This window comes from Thalassotalea sp. PLHSN55 (genome assembly GCF_052030545.1).
In the GTDB taxonomy this organism is placed as follows: Bacteria; Pseudomonadota; Gammaproteobacteria; order Enterobacterales; family Alteromonadaceae; genus CANMXU01.
The window spans coordinates 1-18,417 of record NZ_JBPDIH010000002.1; the positions used below are offsets into that span (position 1 = coordinate 1).

Consider the following 18,417-nt stretch of genomic DNA (forward strand, 5'->3'; position numbering starts at 1 on the left):
GGATAAAAAACAAAAACATTTATGAGGATAAAAAATAGTATTCCGTACTTCACGAACTCTCCTAAATACCTAACGCCCACATTAATGGGAAAAAAATTGTTGGCTAAAATAGCGACGAAGGAGCAAAAGCCAACTGTTTTTTGTCCCTGTTTAATTGCTTGTTAGCAGTACTTTAACTACGAACTGCTGTTACCGTTACTTCGATTAAAACTTGTCCCTCGAGGGCAACACCTAAACATGCTCTTTGCGGCCAATGTTCCGGATTAGTACCTAACCAATTTTTCCAAACAGAATCCATAATAGGCTTATCAGCCATATTGGCAATATAAACTTGAGCTGAAACAATTTGAGTTTTGTCAGAGCCTAGTTCGAGCAAATTATTTTGTATGGTTTCGAGGGTTAATTGGGTTTGTTGCTCAATTCCTACTGACGTGTCAGAAGAAGTTGCAACTGTCCAAACTAAATCTTTATATGTGGATGACTTATTGCGCCCATCGTAAATTCCACGCTTTCTCTCGATCATCGATACTACCTTGTACTGCTAACAGCTCTTTTAACAGGAAATAATCCTTGTTTAAACAGGGAATATTTCCTTCTTTAACTTTATTAATAATTAGCACCTTACGATATTTAACTAATACCTTCAACAAGTTAAAATCGCTTCATTCTATATTTTGTAGAAATGCGGAAAGTTTCCTGCTTTTATGCGCTCAAACCTGAAGCTAATGAAATAAAGAGATAAGTTTTCACTTTCTCGTTTTGCATTTTGCATTTTCAGTTCGCAAAAATGCCTGTATTTAAAATCCCTCTAAAAACCTAAAACAAAAATAACCATTTGTTAATTAATGGTTTTATATTTTGGCACGGTTATCGCTATCTCAAGGTAAGACTTAACGCGAAGTAGGGATAAAAGTTCATGATGAAATATACAACCAAGAATAAAGCCGTTAAAACCGTGGCACTAACTTTAGGTTTAAGTAGCCTTGTTTTAGCAAGTAATGGGATAAAAGCCGAACCATTTACGCAATGCCCAACCGAAGCTTTTTTAATACAAGATAAATTAGCCAACCTTTACGGGGTTCAGCTTGCCACAGGCTTTTATGAAAAAACCTCGCCGGTTGATTGGGGCCAAGAAAAAATGAATGCTTTAGCCTTTAGTGTGCACGACAACTACTTGTATGCATTCAACTATTACTACGGCACCATAGTGCGTATTAACGCCAATCATGAAGTTACGCCTATCACCATAGCCAACATGCCTGACAAGGGCTTTTATGTGGGCGATATTTCAGTCACTGAAAATGCTTATTACCTGTATCGTCCGGGCAGCGCTCTTGGTTTGTATCGCATATCACTCGATGAAAACAGCGACGACTATTTAGCCATGAAAAAGATCGTAAATGGTTCAAGCTTAAATCATGCTATTTACGATTTAGCTTTTCATCCTGATAACGGTTTTGCTTACGCTGTTGATCGTTGGGGCAACCTTTGGAAAATCGACGTGCAAGCCGGCACCTCAGAAAAACTCAGTAATGTTGGTGAAGCAGGCACTTTTGGCGCGGTCTATTTTGACGTAACGGGTAATTTATATATCAGCCGAAATGGCGACGGCCATATTTTCAGGGTCAATACCAACTGGGATTATCCGGTAGCTGAATTTTTTGCCTATGGCCCGTCATCAAGTAATAACGATGGTGCGCGCTGTGCCCTCGCCCCCATTGTTTCACAAGATGCGCCCACCACAGATTTTGGCGATGCGCCCGATTCATACGGTTCAAGTATTAATAATAATGGTGCACGTCACGATGTTGGCGATGGCACATTATTCTTAGGTGAAAGCGTTGTCAGCGAACCCAATGCTTATGCCGATAATGGCACCGAAGTAAATGATAACGACGGTATTCAATTTGTTACCGGAATTGAAGCCGGTAAAACCGCCATTGTTGATATTACTGCCTCAGCCAATGGTTTTGTGAATGCGTGGCTTGATTCAGACAAAGACGGTGAGTTTGACACCGACGAGCAAATTATTACCGCAGAGGCCGTAAATGCTGGCAGTAATATTATCGCTTACGATGTACCTACTTGGAGCGAACCGGGCTCAACATGGACCCGTTTTAGATTAAGCTCGCAAGAGTCGTTAACCGCAGTAGGTGGTGTTGCAGACGGTGAAGTAGAAGATTACAAAATTGATATCGCCGAGCAAGATGTTACCGCCACTCATTACCCGTCGGCTGATGGCTGGGCAACGCTAGCGTTTGAAGATAATTGGCCATTGGTTGGCGATTACGACATGAATGATGTGGTGGTGCGCTATCGCCTTTCATCGTATGAAGCTGATGGTAATTTAATGCGCGTTAAAATTGAAGGTGAAATAGTGGCTATTGGCGCTTCATATCACAACGGTTTTGCGTTTCGTATACCGGGGTTATTGCGCGATGAAGTCGATACTGGCCGAGCGAGTTTTCACATTAATGGCGTTAAACAAAATGAATTGCCATTAGAGGCAGATAAAAACGAAGCCATTTTGATCATCGCTGACGATTTATGGGACTTTGTCACCCCAGGTGAAGACTGTAAATACTACCGCACGGAAGCCGGTTGTGGGTCAAATATTCAAATGACTTTTTCATTAGAAATACCACTTGAGGCTAATGTCAGCAAAGCCGCAGTTGCCGACTTTCCTTACGATCCGTTTATTTTCGCTTCAAGCGGTCATCAGCGAAATTACTTATTTGGTGAAGCACCGGGGCGTCGATTTGAAATTCACTTAAAAAACCAAGCGCCAACCGAAGCGTTTCAAGCAAACTTTTTTGAACGTGGCGACGATGCTTCTATTCCAGCACAGGGTAATTATTACCTTAATGAAAACGGCATGCCTTGGGCAATTAACATTCCATACGAGTGGCAACATCCGCTTGAGTACATGGACATTAAATATGCTTATCCAAATTTCCATAGTTTTGTTACCTCATCAGGCGAGTTAAACATTAACTGGTTTACGGTAGAAAACAGCAATACCAACAACGTATTTAAGCACTAAGGGGAAAAATCATGAAATTTACTCAACGACTCTCTATCAGAGCAGTATTTACGAAACCTGTCATTATCACCCTATGTTGTTTATCAATTAGCGCTTGTGGTGGCGGCGGAGGTGGTGAAAGCAGCAGTTCAGCATCAGCAACTACGCAAGCGCCAACACCCGCGCCGGTTACTACGCCTGATCCTATGCCAACACCAGATCCAGCGCCAGATAATACGCCGAATACGAGTGATGAAGAATTACCAGATCCTAATGCTGTTTATGAAAGCACTGCAGAACTTGTCGCGGCAAAATCTTTTTTAATTGCGCAAGAGTATCAGCTGGAAATTAGCTATCAAAACGATGCTAACCGCCAAGCGTATTTATCGGTTTGCACTGAGTTTTCACAAGGCAGTGATGGTATTTATGTCAATTACAACAGTTGTTTATTACGCGCCCCCATTAGCGGCGATTTTAGTAAAACCTTAACGGTTGCTAATGATAAAGATAAGCTAGTAATGGCGATTTGGTATTTAGATGATGTAAACACGCCACGGTATGAAACTTGGGAAAATACCAATGGCGTCAACGAGGAAAAAACGTTCCACGTTAATTAAGTATGGATTCAATAACGACATGGACGTTACAACGATTAACCTTAAAAAGTTAGGGATAGCAGATAATTAGTTACCGGTTATTTTAAAGCACTCTTAAACATACAACCAAAGTAACATCAACGGCTATTACCCTAACCTTACCCCCTGTTATCCGGGAAGTATTCCTCAGACAATCTAACTTGCTACAAAGCGCGAACCCAAATATTTCTAAACCCTACCGGACTACCGTGAAACTGCAAACCAACAGGTTCACAGCCGTGAACCTTGTGTAAAGGTGGGCCAACAAAAGCCGTTGAACCTTGAATTTCAACATTATTTTGCACAAGTACGCCATTGTGTAGCAAAGTTAAACGACCTTTAGTTATATAATTTCCGTTACTATCAAATGTTGGCGCCTTGTAAAATATATCGTAGCTTTGCCATTCTTGCGGGGGCAAAGTTACATTAACTAATGGAGCATACTGTTTATAAACAGATGCCGCCTGGCCATTAACATAGGTGCGACTAGTGTTAGAGTCTAGAATTTGTACCTCATAAAATTTTTGAATTTTTATGCCACTATTGCCCCGTTTTTGCCCCTCCCTAGAAGGATCTATTTTAGGTGTGCGCCATTCAACATGCATTTGCATGTCACAAAACTTATCTTTCGAATAAATTATTTTGTCGGTTTTAGTTGCCAATAACTCCCCCGCTTTTATTTTCCAGCGTGCAGGCTCCCCCTTGGCATTAACCCATTGTGCGATAGTCGTGCCATCAAAGAGTACTTTTGCATCCGACGGAATAGCCGTCGGAATGACTTTTTTAGGTACCGGGTGCCAAATTTCAGTCTCTTGATGTTTTTCTTTTGAAAAAGCCTCAGATGCAAATAACGGCAATAAAAATATGCCAATACAAGTTAATTTGTTCTTATTCATTATATTGCCTTTATTTTATCTAACTTAATACGAATCTACTTTGCTAACCGTTTATTTAATGTGTAATAAACTTTAGTGAAAGCTGGCCCATTGTTATGCTTTCCTTCAATGCCAGAAAAATCAACCATCACAACTTTGTCAGTTGTTAACGGCATTGAAAATTCGATGGTTTTTTGGTCTTTTGATAATTGAATATTTTCTGGTTTAAGTGTTTTTTCATTAACTTTAGGCGAGCCATAAGTTTGATGGTAATGATAATGCCATTCGCTGACTTTAATATTCATCGCTTTTACTGTTGCCTCGTCTATAACGTCAGTAAAGCGAAGCTTAAAACCAGTTTGGGTTAATTTCATATCCACAAGTTCAAATGGCTTTGCGTCGCCCTGCCAAACAATTTTCTGCAACCCAAAAGGTTTACTGCCGCGCGCATTCCAACCGCGTGAAGTTTGTCCTACCCACAGTTGTCCTTGTTCATCAAAATTCACGCGAATATTGCCACTTTGCAAACCACTAGCAAATTCAATAACAGCACCTTGATATTGACCTTGTACTTTTTCGAGCATCGCACGTGAAACATTCGACTGCGTTTGGTCACCGATAAATATTTGTCCAGAAAAAGGGCCAAATTTACCTTCGCTAACGTCCCATTCAGGGTTACCCGGTGAGTTGGCTATTTCGTTATGTGGAAACCATAAATTAGGTTTAGTACGAATGTTATCAAAGTCGTTAACTGTTAACGCGCGTACTTTTTCGGGTCCATAATCAGGGTGTTCAATTAACGACACCGGGTGACCATAAAATTTATCTTTTTCTAATAAGTGTAATTTTGAGGTGCCGACCCAATCTCCTTGGTTATCAGTAAAAAACACTTCATCTTGTGCGTTAATGCCAATTCCAGCTGGAGAGCGCAAACCACTAGCGAACGGTATAAACTCGCCAGTAGGGGTTACTTTATAAGCCCAGCCACGATAGCCACCGCTACTGCCCATATTGGTATTAAGCTTAAAAGCATCTGGGTCGCCATGGCTTAAATTTAAGGTGCCATAATAATTTCCCGCTTTATCTTTTACAGGACCAAAATGAAATTCATGGTAATTATTGTGAAATTTCCAATTGTTGGCCAAGTTAATATAACGGTCGGCAATGCCGTCATTATTACTGTCAATTAAACGCGTTAGTTCAGGTTTTTGGGTGACAATAATAGAGCCATCGTCATCGCACATTAACCCTGCCGGTTCATGTAAACCGTCAGCAAACTTTGACCAACGCTTAGTTTTGTCATGATATCGCCAAACATCACCAAAACGTGTTGCAACGTAAACGTTACCTTGTTTATCTGTGTCTAATCCGGCTATTTGCATTTCAACTTTTTTAGGTGTTTTAATGGTTTCAATAATATAACCAGATGACGTTACCTCTTTTAGAGCCGCCAAGGAATGAACACTTGTTAAAAGTGCGCTATATAAAAAACTATATTTAAGAATACTACGCATAGTGATCACCCTTTACCGTTAATTTTTATGCTAAAACGCTGGTTTTCTTCAAGGTTAAAATAAAGCTTGTCGTTAACACGGCGTGCTTGCGCCGAGCTGATTTGTTGACTCGCTTTTTTAGGCAGTGCAAAGCTAATTGATGCTACATTATTCGGATTTTCAATAACTTGATATACTAAATTAAACGAATTACTGTTTATCACACTTGCTTCAACACTGTACTTAACCGTATCAAGAGTAAAGAAAAACCGCGGGTTACCTAAACGAGAGTATTCATCAAAACGACACGTGCTAGCTTCAGGCGCAATAGAGTCAGGAGCATGGAAAACCCATTGGCCTAAAATTAAGCTATTGTCACTACCTCGGTTTTTTACATTAGGTCCAATATTGAGTAACTCGCCAGTCCATGCCCCCGAAATAGAACAGTCTTTAGGGTTGAAAGCGTAATTAATTTTTTCTGGTAACCCCACCACAATCGAAAATGGCGGAAGGTCTAATACGCGTTTGCGTTGTACAACCGGTATTTTGTCAGCGCTAATATTAAGCTGGTTCGCATTCATATTATTAACACCGCGAGTAGATACGCCAAAATACTTACGATCTTTATCGCCTGTAACCATTAAAGACACGTTAGTTCTTGGTGCATTCTTATGCTTTTTTAAAATTAAACGGCTAAGTGTCATCATGCGTATTTCTAAGGTTTGTTTACCTTTTAACAAAGCAACACGTTGTTTTAAGCGCTCATATGGCTTGGAGTTAATCGACACATCGAGATAAACGTATGGTGGGTTTTGCGTTGACAAGTAACTTTTACTATTTTTTGGGGCGTAAAAATCGCCTTTAAAAATAATCGCATAGTCTTTAATTTCAGGAATTTGATAGTCAGCAACATTTTTAGAGAGCACACCGGTTTTAATTGGCTTTTTGCCTTTTAGCTGCTCGAAGTCAAAGGTACCGTTTGGGTCTAATTGATAAAGTTCGTAGGTTAAGTTTTGCCACCCCTCTCGTTTTGACAAAATATAAGCAGTGATCTGTTTTATTTGCTGATCGTTATAAACAGCCCCAAAACCGGGCATACCGGCTTGCACAAATCCCTGTTTAATATTATTAACTATATCGCTTGGCTCGCTACCATGTATCCATTCGCCATCTTTCAAATTAAATCCGGTTGCACCGCTTAAGTCTTTATTGTGACAAGACGCACATACCGACTCAAATAGTGTTTGACCTGCTGTCGTCTCGGTCGGTTCGGTTATCATGTTTTTGACTTCATCATCAATTTCAGCCGCAAAAGCGTATCCACCAAGCAGCGACACTCCCCATAAAACATAGCCAATCAAACACTTAGTTCTTTTCATAAATAGCTCTCATAAATTAATTTTCTCTATTAATAACCATACACCTAACCTAAAAAGCGCACCCTAATGGCAAACCATCAGCAATGCGCAATGCGATAGCCAACATTGAAAGCGTCGACTTTATTTTTTCTTTTTCATGTGTTTAACCGCTTTCCATTCATAACTACCTTTTTCTGCAATTTCGACTAAAAGGTGATATTTTTTCGCTCGAGCTTCTCCTTCGTATTGGTCGAAAACGTCCCCCTGACCAAACATTCTAGGATCCGCTTGTTTGGTAAGTTCAGCAAATAACTCATCATGTAACTTTGCTTGAATTTGTTTAAAAGCGGGTTTATTGGCTAAGTTCGTTAAACACTCTGGGTCTTTTTTTAAATCGTATAGCTCTTGTTGCGGTCTTTTGCCGTAATTGGCTTGAAAAATTAAACCGTCTTGTTCGCTGTTTTTAGTGATGTATTTTGTCGGGCTATGGTCAGTATCGCGATAATCCGCATCAGGTGTACCACTTGGCCAACGATTTTCTTCGAAATTATAGGTGTATACGTAGTTTTCTGTATGAATGCTACGTACTGGATACCCCCAACCATTTGGACGCGAAGGGTCGTTTCTTTCTCTGCCAGTTACGACGCTGTTGCGGGTATTGGCGTTTTTATTATTGAAAATACTTACTAAGCTTTTTCCTTCAATAGGCTGCATATCATTTTGTTTGATCTGCGCAACTTCAAGCATGGTCGGCGCAATATCAGTAAAACTGGTAAAGCTTGTTACGGCACGACCAGGGGCAACAATATTGTTTGGCCAGCTAACCACAAAAGGCACACGCGTGGAAAAGTCAAATGGGTGACCTTTATAACGAGGAAAAGGCATGCCGTTATCCGAAGTCACAACCACTAAGGTATTTCCAAGTTCACCTTTACTTTCAAGGTATTGAAGAATTTCACCTAGCTTAGTATCGTAATCTTCAACTTCGATAGAATAATCGAGAATGTCGTGCTTTACCTGTTCAGAATTTCCCCAAAACGTCGGCAGAAAATCTAAATCGGCAAAGCTTTTACCGTTTTTTACACCCGATTTAAATTCGTAACTTCGGTGTGGCTCTTTTGAACCAAACCAAAAAAAGAAAGGTTCGTTTTTTGGTTTGTCTTGATAAAAGGCCTTAAAATTTTCAGTGTAATCGAGTTTATTAATTCCTGCCGCAGCAGGCTTTTTAGTTCGCTTAATGTGGTTATATTCTTTGCCTGTTAATAAAATACCGTGTGTATTACCAGGCCCCCAGCCTTTGCCGGTAAACCCAGTGTGATAGCCATTTTTAGCTAATACTTGCACGAAACTTTTAAATTTTTTAGGCCAATTAGGTGAATGATTCGCGGCGACTTCTAATTGCCAAGGATTGCGCCCCGTAATAACAACCGCTCTTGATGAAGAGCATTTGCTGCTAGGCGTAAACATATTTTTAAAAAGTAACCCTTGCTTAGCTAGTTGGTCTAAGTTGGGAGTATTTACAAACTTATAGCCATAAGCACTGGCGTGCGACATATCATCAGCTATGGCAAAAAGAATATTCGGTTGCTTGTTATCACTGGCAAAGGCTTGTATCGATATCATTGAAACGAGTGCAAAACACACGAGTTGTTGAATAGTTGTCATATTGTTCATTTTTATCACCGTTAACTTACAGATCTTTAAAGTTTTTAGGACGTGGATGTAACCATTTTTTGTCGTTGAAGCGCTTGACCATGTCAGCAGTTAATTTTGGGTATTTAGCAGCTAAATCATTAGTTTCAGATAAGTCATTTTTTAAGTTATATAGTGCCCATGGCCTTTTACCTTCTTTTACTATTTTGTGATCACCCGAAACTAAAGCAAACGATTTATTAGGCCGTTGTAAAAAGTAGTCATGTTCACGGTTAACTTTTTGTCCGTATAAAATAGGAGTCAGGCTGATCCCTTCGTTTGGTAAGATTTTTCTACCGTTTTCTTGTCTTGGATATGTCGCTTCAGCTAATTCAGCTGCAGTCGCCAACATATCAACCACATGACCGCGTTGCTTGATTATCGTACCAGGCTTTACTTTAATGCCTTCTGGCCAATGCATTATGGCTGGTGTCATTGAACCGCCATTATAGGTATTATTTTTATAACGCCTTAACGGCGTATTTTGTAAATTGGCCCAATTAGGTCCAACACTGCCCCAACTGTTTTTACCACCAATTTGTTGAGTGAAATCTAAACCTTCTTTGCCATTAAATTGGTTAATAACTTTATTTGCTGCACCGTTGTCACTAAGAAATACAATGAGCGTATTTTCAAATTCACTGGTACGTTTTAATGTTTCAACCACACGCCCAATTGATTGGTCCATTTCGTCAACCATCGCAGCATAAACCGCCATATTACGAGCGCGCCAATTTTTATGGTCAATGTTTTTCCAGTCAACGACACCTGGCTCCTTCTTTGGCAGTGGCACCTTATTTTTGTCAATAACCCCCATTTTTATCATGCGTTCGTAGCGCTCCTGACGAAGTTGATCCCACCCCACTTGATATGTTTGCAAATACTTTTGAATAACGCCTTCAGGTGCATGCAGTGGCCAGTGTGGTGCGGTATACGCTAAGTATTGAAAGAAAGGTTTCTCTGACTGTGCAAATTTTTCAATTTGCCTATTGGCTTCTTCGTCCATTTTGGACGTGTAATAATAATCTCCGTTCGGTTGAGCAATAAACTGTTTATCACGTGTTAAAAATGGCGGTTCATAAAATGACCCCGCGCCGCCCATAGTGCCATAATAATGTTCAAAACCTTGGCCAGTAGGTGATAAGGCGCTTGCCGGTTTTTTCGATAAATGCCACTTTCCCACCATACCGGTTTGATAACCAGCCGACTTAAGTACCTTAGCGATTGACGTTTGCTGTGGCGTAATAGCTTCACTGTAACGACCCGTAATTAACGCCGCACGTGTTGGCCAACAACGGCCAGAGTTATAAAACTCGCTAAAGCGCAAGCCGCCTTGGGCAAGTTCATCTAAATTGGGCGTATCTATTTCACTGCCGAAGGCACCAAGGTCTGAATAGCCCATATCATCGGCTAAAATAATAATAATATTAGGCCGTTTATCTTTAGCTTGCACTAGGTTTGATAGCATAACTAGAGTAACTAGTAGGCCAGTTAATAGTAGTTTAACTGGTTGTGTAACTTTCTGATTCATTGTTATTTACGTCCACATTTTTCAACAATTTCGGCAGGCTTAATCAACTTGTATCTGTTGCCATTTAGGGTGGAGTATTCGAGCTTCCATTGATTGCGCTTTGCCATTTTTAGGTAAAGCCGGTAGCTGCTGCAACACCGCTTCAAGTTGTTTTGTCACTTGTATTAATTCAGGTGTATTCAACTTAGCGAGGTCTTTTTTCTCAATTAAGTCGTTTGAGACATTGACTAATTTTCCTGACGAATAAAGCTTATAATCTTGCGTACGTGCAAAAATTCCGCCTTTGGTTACTTTTTTGTTAGTACCTTTATAAGGTTGGTAATGTGAATACAGTGTTTTACGTGGGTTACCTTTTTTCCCAAATAATTGCGGTAGAAAGCTACGGCCGTCTTTTGGGTCACTGTTACCTAAAGTAATGCCCGCGGCTTCAGCAATGGTTGGGTAGAAGTCAGTAAAGTCGATTAAATCATTATTTTTAACGCCTTTCGCGGTTTTACCTTGCCAATAAGCAATTAACGGTACATGAGTGCCCATATCAAGCATGCGCCCTTTACCGCCGCGAATTTTCTGCCCTTGCCAAGTTGAAGTGATACCACTTGATGTGCCGTTATCAGAAGTAAATAAAATTAAGGTATTATTAAGTTGGTTGATGTCTTCAAGTTTTTGAACGATTTTACCAACAATTTTGTCGGTATAAGCCACCATAGCTTGAAAGTTTTTTTTATTTTCAGCTCTGTCTTTACTGATTTTATTTGCAGCTTGGCTGCGGTCACCATTGCCTATAGTATCTGGCGTAGGCACAAATGGCGCATGCACTAGTACCATTGGGTAATAAATAAAAAACGGTTCATTTTGATACTTATCGATAAAGTTAAGCAAAAATTCAGACATAATGTCTGGCCCGTATAAACCAGCATTATCTTCTGCGGTAGTTATTTTACTGTTAATTTCAAGTACGGGACTCCAAAACCGCTCTGTCGCTTCTTTAATGTTATTGCCTTTAGGCGACACTTTGTCGACAACTAATTGCCATAAGGCATACTCGTCAAAACCTGCTTTGTGCGGACGTTTTTCATCATATCTATCAGCAAAGGTATCACCACTTGTTATACCGTTAAGCTGCCATTTGCCGGCAATCGCTGTTTTATAGCCTGCGTTTTGCATTAAATTACCGAAGGTTTTCTCATCAGGGTTTAAATAGCCAAAATGGGTATAATTCCTAAAATTTTGCTTACCGGTCATGAGCATCACACGTGACGTTGTGCAAATAGGGGTTGAATATGCATGTTGAAATTGCACGCCTTTTGCTGCTAATTGCGACAAGTTAGGCGTGAGATACTCTGTTGAACCATAACTTTCAAACGCTTCCCAACTGACATCGTCGGTCATAATCAAAACAATATTGGGTTTTTGTTGAGCAAACACCGGCAGACTTAAATATAAAGTTGTCATCGCTAAACTAAGTAAAAATTTAAATGAAATCATTAGTCGAGCTTACTGCTATTAACATCTTGCTTTAAGGCTGCGTCAAACGTATTCATACGTTGTATTAATGTTTTGGCTTTTTCGGGGTATTTAGTTATTAAGTTCTTTTGCTCACCTACGTCTGTCGCTAAGTTATAAAGTTTATCGACTAAATCATCACCTTTTGCCCGTTCAGGCTTTCTTACGTGATAACCATTGTACAAAAACTTCCAATCGCCTTGCCTTACACCGTCGATGGTTTCGGTATTAGCTGAGTAATAAAAAACTTCGTTACGAGGCGATTTATCGACGCTGCCATTTAAAAAAGAAGAAAGATCCATACCGTCATAAATACGATCTTCAGGCATAGCAATACCTGCATAGTTGGCAATGGTGGGAAATAAGTCGAGTGCAGACACAATTTCATTGGTTACCGTACCAGCTTTAATTTCAGATGGCGCCCATATTACCGCAGGCACCCTTACACCACCTTCATAAGTGTTAAATTTACGGCCCTTTAACGGCTTAGCTGATCCTTTACTGTTTGGGCCATTGTCTGAGGTAAAAATCACTAAGGTATTTTTGTCTAAGCCTTGTGCTTTTAAGGTTTTCATTACCTCACCAACACTCCAGTCTATTTCCTGCACCGCATCGTAAAAAGGACCGCCTTTACTTGAACCTTTAAACTTTTCACCGGCAAAAATAGGGACATGTGGAAAGCTATGGGCGAAGTATAAAAAGAAAGGTTTGTCTTTATTTTGCTTAATAAAAGAAACCGCTTCGTGAGTGTAGCGTTCTGTTAAAGTTGTTTGGTCGGTCGGGTATTCTATAATGTCATAACCACGCATTAAAGGAGGTTTATTTTTCAAAGTTTTGGTTAATTTTTTTTCAAGTTGCTGAATGTCTTTATCCATTTTTACGTGGTTGTAGCCTTGGTTAAAAACAATATCTGAAGAAACATCAAGCCCTTGGGTAATTGACATATTGTTGCTGTACGGTAAACCGTAGTAATAGTCAAAACCTTGATCTAAGGGTAAATAACCTTTTTCACGCCCTAAGTGCCATTTACCAATAAGTGCCGTGGCATAATGCTTTTGCTTAAGTAATTCAGCAATCGTAATTTCACCTTTAGGTAAACCCGCACCATTACGGTTGTCTGAATCAGGTAGTAGAACTTTTGGCACGCCTGCTCTTACGGGCATTCGGCCGGTTAATAATGCCGCACGCGAGGGTGAACATACCGAAGAGGCAACATAAAAGCTGGTCAGCTTCATGCCTTCATCAGCCATTTTATCAATGTTAGGTGTATACGCTTTTTGGGAGCCAAAGGAACTTAAATCTTCATAGCCTTGGTCATCCGTAAAAATAACTACAACATTTTGAATTTTGCTATGTGCACTTGCCATAGTTGCTATCAAACTACACACGAATAACACCGATAACTTTTTCATTGCCCACACTCATTAAGGTTTTGTAATTGCGGCTCTATTTAAGATAGAAACCTATCTCGAACATTATTTATCAAGAAAGAAAACAGATCCGTTGACAGTATTCAGCAGCAATAGTACAAAGAGTGCATATACAGCACCTTTAAAAAGTCACCTGTTACCTTTAAAATAAAACTCATCAATAAATAACATTTATTTTCAAAGACTTATTAAAACAAAAATGGACTAATTATAGTAATGTCACCTGATTTTATTGAGTTAGATATACTCATTGGCACAATATTACCTTTTACTGCCGCACATATTTTTGTCTTGGTGCTAACTTATTTCACCTTAGTGCGGCACCGCATTGGTAAGCCTTATTTTTATTTTGCTATTTTTATTGCTTGTTTTATTTTATTTCTTTGTGGTCCATTGGTGAGAGTAACAACGCCAAGGTACTTTTTTTATTGGTTTACTGCGTTCAAAAACATTCTGTTATTTACCGTTGCCTTTCCCGCATTATTAACTGGGCTTTTTATTTTAGCGAAAAAACCTTTGAGTAAAATGCGTACATGCGCAGTTTATTCACTTGCCAGTATTTGGGCGGTTTATTATTTAGCCACACGCTTTATCGCCAACAAACACAATGCCAATATAAGTGTTTTTCCGCCGTCAGAGTTCTTTACGCTCACCGGCACTTTTATAGGCAGTGTTTCGTTTCTCATTTTTGTTGTAATTTTGCCTTGTTGTTATTTATTAAATACCAACCCCGATAGAACAACCAAACTCACAATTTATGGGGTATTACTGTTATGTTTTTCATTATTACTTGGGCATATGTTTAATTTTTGGGTATTAATGAATCTTGGCTGTGCCCTTTGCGCCTTGATTTGGGGACGATTGGTTTACACTGACATTAAGAAAAACACACGCCAATTAGCTGCTTATCACAAACATGAGCAAGCATTAGCAAAAGCACAGTATGTGTCAGGTGACAACAATACATTTGGCGAGTTTTATCAACCCAACAACAATATTGCCTTTCCAGTCAGAGAGCGCGAAGCGCTTATTGAAGTGGTTCGTACAACAAGTACAGGCCTTGTCACTGTAAAAGTAGATGAGCTTTATGTAAATTTACATGCGTTTACTCAGCACCAACAAAACGAACTTATTCTTCACACTCGCGAAGTTTTATTTATGCTCGTTGATGTGGCCATTTTAGCGGGAGCAAATGCTTCAGAATTAACCCAAAGATTAGCAAAAAAAGGCACAGAAATAGATGCTTGCATAGCACCACAAGCGTTGCAAGCACTATTAAACCAAGAATGTTACTTTTTATGTGAGGCTATACGTAATAGCGCACAACCCAATGCTGATGAAGAATTAGCTGACACAATTAAAGCCTACATTTTGGCGCACTATTTTAATGACATTAGCATTGCCGAAATTGCCCATGCGGTTTCAGCTAGTCAGTCCCATATAATGCGTGTATTTAAACGAGTGCATAGCCAAACGATCAAACAATACTTAGCCGAAGTACGTATAGAAAAAGCTAAGTTATTGCTGCTTTCTAAAACCGTAACCGAGTCTGCTTTTGAGTCAGGCTTTAATGACTCCAATTATTTTGCGACGGTCTTTAAAAAGAAAGTGGGCGTCACCCCAAAACAATATCAACAACAAGCAAGCGAAAACACAAATGTTAAAACTAACTAAGCAATAAGCTCTTCAATGAAGCACAACATCTATTATGATTATTGCTAGGCCGTAAACTTTCGTGTTTTTTATTATTTCTTCATTAACGCCATCGCATTAGCTGTCATTCCCGTAATGCCTGTTAGCAGTGTTGGCTTAGCATCTGGAGCAAATTTTGCGGAATGCAAAGACGGTAAACGTTGCTGATTGGCTTTTGCTTGTTGGTACGTTTTTGCATTAACCGCACCTAGCCATAACAGCGTGCTAGGAATTTTTTCTTTGGTTCGGCCAAAGCGAGAAAAATCTTCCCCCGCCATTACCGGAGCAACTTCAACAACATTGTTTGCACCTATGGCTTGGCCAAGGTTAGCAATAACTTGTGCAGTAAAGTCTGGCTGGTTATACACCGACGGCGTGTATTCTTCTTTCACCACCACTTGTGGTAATAAATCGTCTGGCATGCCTGCGGTTTTAGCAACGCCGTGGCTTACTTCTTCAATACGGTTTAACAGAAAATCACGTGATTCATCAGAGTATGATCGCACCGTTAGCTGCAGTTTCACTTCATTGCTAATAATGTTGTGTTTAGTGCCGCCATGAATGGAACCCACGGTTATTACCGCTGACTCTAATGGCGATATTTCACGACTAACAATGGTTTGCAGTTTTAAAATAATTTCAGCCGCCATCACCACCGGGTCTTTAGTTTTATGCGGATAAGCGCCGTGGCCGCCAATGCCTTTTACCAGTACATCGACCGAGTCAACATTGGCCATGGCATAACCTTTCACATAACCGACTTTGCCTGCGGGCAAATCTGCTGAAACGTGCATGGCAATGTTATAATCTGGCAGCGGAAAACGTTCGAACAAACCTTCAGCAAGCATCAATTTTGCGCCATAACCCACTTCTTCACCCGGCTGAGCAACCAATACTAATGTGCCTTGCCATTTGGTTTTATGTTTGATCATTTGTTTGGCGGTGCCGAGCAATACCGACATGTGCATATCGTGACCACAAGCGTGCATCACCGCCACCGTTTTACCGGCTTCATTAACGGTTTTTGCAGTGCTAGCGTAGCTTAAACCGGTTTGCTCTAGCACAGGTAACGCGTCGGTATCAGCTCTTAACATGACAGTCGGCCCATCACCATTTTTCAAAACTGCCACAACGCCGGTTTTTGCAAGCCCTTCTGTTACCTCATAGCCATAGCTTCTCAATTCTTTAGCAAGAAATTTTGCGGTATTAAATTCGAGTTTTGATAATTCCGGGCTTTGGTGTAAATGGTGATAGATTTTCTCTATTTTGGGTAATTCATTTTCAATGGATTGGCTAACTTCGTTAGCACTTACAGACAAAGAAACATAGCTCAATAAAGCACTTAACATGAATGGACGTAGTTGCAAAATTTGGCTCCACTAATTAGACAGTGTAAATGAATATAACACTGTCGATGCAATTAACAAATGTCGAAAAAATTAATAGGTGCCAATAAAAATACGATGTACGTCAGTAGAATGAGAGTAATCTCTCTTTGGTTAAATGAAATTTAAATACTGGTGTCGACGAGCGAGCATTGATGGCTTTGAGTTATTTATTACTCATTTTGTTCGCTCTGTATAAAGCTCTGTGAAAATGCCTGCAACCCTTGTTGTACCAACGCATAGGTTTTGCCGATGTTGTCTGCAATTTCCCCTTCAAGCACATTTAAACCGCCAAGCACTTCTTTGGCTTCTGAAAAACCGGTATCGATGCCACCAGTAATTATGTCGACAAAGGTACTTACCGAGTCTTGTTCACTCATATCTGGGTGCTGCGCTTGATAAGCGCTTATAAACTTTGTGCTAAAGGCGACAATACGCTCGGCGGTCGCTTCTGGGCTAAAATCGATGCCAGCATCATAAACACTTTTTTCACCGCTGGTTTCAATACCCGCTTCGCCAAGCGCTTCATTAATGCCTTCTAGTGCGGTTTTTAGCATTAACGCCAGCCCTTCACTACTTTCGGAATGACTAAACTTAAGGGTCGACTCGATAATAGCGGCATTAAGCTGTTTTTTTTGGCTGACCGCTAGCGACTCACTTTGCTGATTATCTGCGTTAGCCGCAGTTTTATCTGATGCATTCGCTAACGTTGAATTGCTTGCTGAAACTGCATTGCTGGCTTGAGTTGAATTGTTGGCTTGAGTCGAATTACTGGCTTGAATCGGAGATGTCATGTCGATACCTTAAAAGCTGTGCCCATCTATTAAGTATCGGCGGATAAACCGATAACTCAAGCTTTATGCCTTATATAGTTCCAATATAGCTATTTGTTTGCGACCGTCGAAAACAGCCGTGAGTGAAATCTATTTACGCACCACATTTTATCATGGTCAAAGATAAGTAATTATTCGTCTAACGTCATTGCCGATTTAATTTCATCACTATCAAAACCTTTGCGTGACAAGTAAGCGTAAGCTTTTGATTTTTCTTTGTAGTCGGATAAATCAAAGCGCTTTTTGTCTAACTCAGCTTTACAGCTTTGGTAAAAATCAACCTCGTCGTTTAAAGCCAATTGATACACGGCATCATCAAAATCACTGACATCAATTAGCCGCTGTTTGAGATCTTGCAAAATAAAGTTTTTACCTTTGCCTTTCTTAAATAATTTAATAATTTCAGTTTTCAGATCAGATTTTTCAGCTTTAATAGCAAGTTTACTGCGCAAGGTTTCTCGCTGTGGATGCTGTGATAAGGCGTGCTCTGTTTCTGCACGTGTAAAGCCTTTAGTCATCATTTGCGAATACACTTTTTCTTTGTCGGTATTGGCAAAGTTTTCATACTTGTTTAACAGCCGAGATGTCGCCATTGCCAACAAGTTAATGTTTTGTTCATCCATCACTTGTTCAAGTGCGCTTTCGACGTCAGCTTCGGAAATTCCGCGCAACTGTAATTTTCGTTTAATCGCATTGCGGCCTATTTCACGACTAAATGCCAGTTCGCAATAACGCACTGCAAAATCAAAATTGCTCTTTAAATAGCCATTGGTAATAAAGTTTTCGATAACGGTTTCAACCCATTCAACATTTTCTGTTTTTCGGGTTAATTTGGTGCGAATTTCATCAATGGTATAGTCTTGCTGGGCAAGATGCCAATAAGCACTATTGAAAACATTTTCAATCGTTTTAGCTTGTCGAAGTGGCTTATTTTGCATAAAAAGATGTCGTTAAGAAAAAGAACGAGA

At 39.9% G+C, this 18,417-nt stretch carries 14 protein-coding genes; 3 read left to right on the forward strand and 11 right to left on the reverse strand.

Annotated features, from left to right (window positions below; genetic code table 11):
• Positions 1 to 172 precede the first annotated feature (172 nt).
• The gene (locus tag ACRRSQ_RS03205; RefSeq protein ID WP_440874259.1) at positions 173 to 523 is read right to left on the reverse strand and encodes a RidA family protein; all 351 of its coding nucleotides are present in this window, start codon (positions 521 to 523) and stop codon (positions 173 to 175) included.
• A gap of 393 nt (positions 524 to 916) precedes the next feature.
• Between ACRRSQ_RS03205 and ACRRSQ_RS03210 the strand changes: the two genes are divergently transcribed.
• Complete coding sequence (locus tag ACRRSQ_RS03210; RefSeq protein WP_440874260.1) at positions 917 to 3,043, forward strand: LruC domain-containing protein; 2,127 nt, start codon at positions 917 to 919, stop codon at positions 3,041 to 3,043.
• A gap of 11 nt (positions 3,044 to 3,054) precedes the next feature.
• Complete coding sequence (locus ACRRSQ_RS03215; protein ID WP_440874261.1) at positions 3,055 to 3,639, forward strand: hypothetical protein; 585 nt, start codon at positions 3,055 to 3,057, stop codon at positions 3,637 to 3,639.
• Between the two features lie 182 nt (positions 3,640 to 3,821).
• Here the strand turns inward: ACRRSQ_RS03215 and ACRRSQ_RS03220 are convergent, their stop codons facing one another.
• The 7 genes from ACRRSQ_RS03220 to ACRRSQ_RS03250 form a co-directional block, all read right to left on the reverse strand.
• Positions 3,822 to 4,553, reverse strand: a complete 732-nt coding sequence (locus ACRRSQ_RS03220; RefSeq protein WP_440874262.1) for a 3-keto-disaccharide hydrolase — start codon at positions 4,551 to 4,553, stop codon at positions 3,822 to 3,824.
• Between the two features lie 35 nt (positions 4,554 to 4,588).
• The gene (locus ACRRSQ_RS03225) at positions 4,589 to 6,046 is read right to left on the reverse strand and encodes a DUF7133 domain-containing protein (RefSeq protein ID WP_440874263.1); all 1,458 of its coding nucleotides are present in this window, start codon (positions 6,044 to 6,046) and stop codon (positions 4,589 to 4,591) included.
• A gap of 5 nt (positions 6,047 to 6,051) precedes the next feature.
• On the reverse strand, positions 6,052 to 7,404 hold the full coding sequence (locus tag ACRRSQ_RS03230; RefSeq protein ID WP_440874264.1) for a c-type cytochrome: 1,353 nt from the start codon (positions 7,402 to 7,404) through the stop codon (positions 6,052 to 6,054).
• Positions 7,405 to 7,524: 120 nt separating this feature from the next.
• Positions 7,525 to 9,057: a sulfatase family protein gene (locus ACRRSQ_RS03235; RefSeq protein WP_440874265.1), complete on the reverse strand. Its 1,533-nt coding sequence runs from the start codon at positions 9,055 to 9,057 to the stop codon at positions 7,525 to 7,527.
• A gap of 16 nt (positions 9,058 to 9,073) precedes the next feature.
• Positions 9,074 to 10,543 carry an arylsulfatase gene (locus ACRRSQ_RS03240; RefSeq protein WP_440874266.1) on the reverse strand — a complete coding sequence of 490 codons (1,470 nt, stop codon included), beginning with the start codon at positions 10,541 to 10,543 and terminating at the stop codon, positions 9,074 to 9,076.
• A 102-nt stretch (positions 10,544 to 10,645) separates the two neighbouring features.
• Positions 10,646 to 12,091 carry a sulfatase-like hydrolase/transferase gene (locus ACRRSQ_RS03245; protein ID WP_440874267.1) on the reverse strand — a complete coding sequence of 482 codons (1,446 nt, stop codon included), beginning with the start codon at positions 12,089 to 12,091 and terminating at the stop codon, positions 10,646 to 10,648.
• Positions 12,091 to 13,521 (reverse strand): sulfatase family protein, encoded by a 1,431-nt coding sequence (locus ACRRSQ_RS03250; RefSeq protein WP_440874268.1) that lies wholly within the window; start codon positions 13,519 to 13,521, stop codon positions 12,091 to 12,093. The genes ACRRSQ_RS03245 and ACRRSQ_RS03250 overlap by 1 nt, the downstream gene beginning before the upstream one ends.
• A 234-nt stretch (positions 13,522 to 13,755) precedes the next feature.
• Here ACRRSQ_RS03250 and ACRRSQ_RS03255 point away from each other — a divergent pair, with 234 nt between their 5' ends.
• Positions 13,756 to 15,213: a helix-turn-helix transcriptional regulator gene (locus ACRRSQ_RS03255; RefSeq protein ID WP_440874269.1), complete on the forward strand. Its 1,458-nt coding sequence runs from the start codon at positions 13,756 to 13,758 to the stop codon at positions 15,211 to 15,213.
• A gap of 71 nt (positions 15,214 to 15,284) precedes the next feature.
• On the opposite strand, the gene ACRRSQ_RS03260 is transcribed toward ACRRSQ_RS03255, so the two are convergent.
• From ACRRSQ_RS03260 to ACRRSQ_RS03270, 3 genes are all read right to left on the reverse strand, one after another.
• On the reverse strand, positions 15,285 to 16,598 hold the full coding sequence (locus tag ACRRSQ_RS03260; protein WP_440874270.1) for a M20 metallopeptidase family protein: 1,314 nt from the start codon (positions 16,596 to 16,598) through the stop codon (positions 15,285 to 15,287).
• Between the two features lie 191 nt (positions 16,599 to 16,789).
• On the reverse strand, positions 16,790 to 17,410 hold the full coding sequence (locus ACRRSQ_RS03265) for a DUF5610 domain-containing protein (protein ID WP_440874271.1): 621 nt from the start codon (positions 17,408 to 17,410) through the stop codon (positions 16,790 to 16,792).
• A gap of 170 nt (positions 17,411 to 17,580) precedes the next feature.
• A complete protein-coding gene (locus ACRRSQ_RS03270; RefSeq protein ID WP_440874272.1) occupies positions 17,581 to 18,387 on the reverse strand; it encodes a RecX family transcriptional regulator in 807 nt (268 codons plus the stop codon).
• Positions 18,388 to 18,417 lie beyond the last annotated feature (30 nt).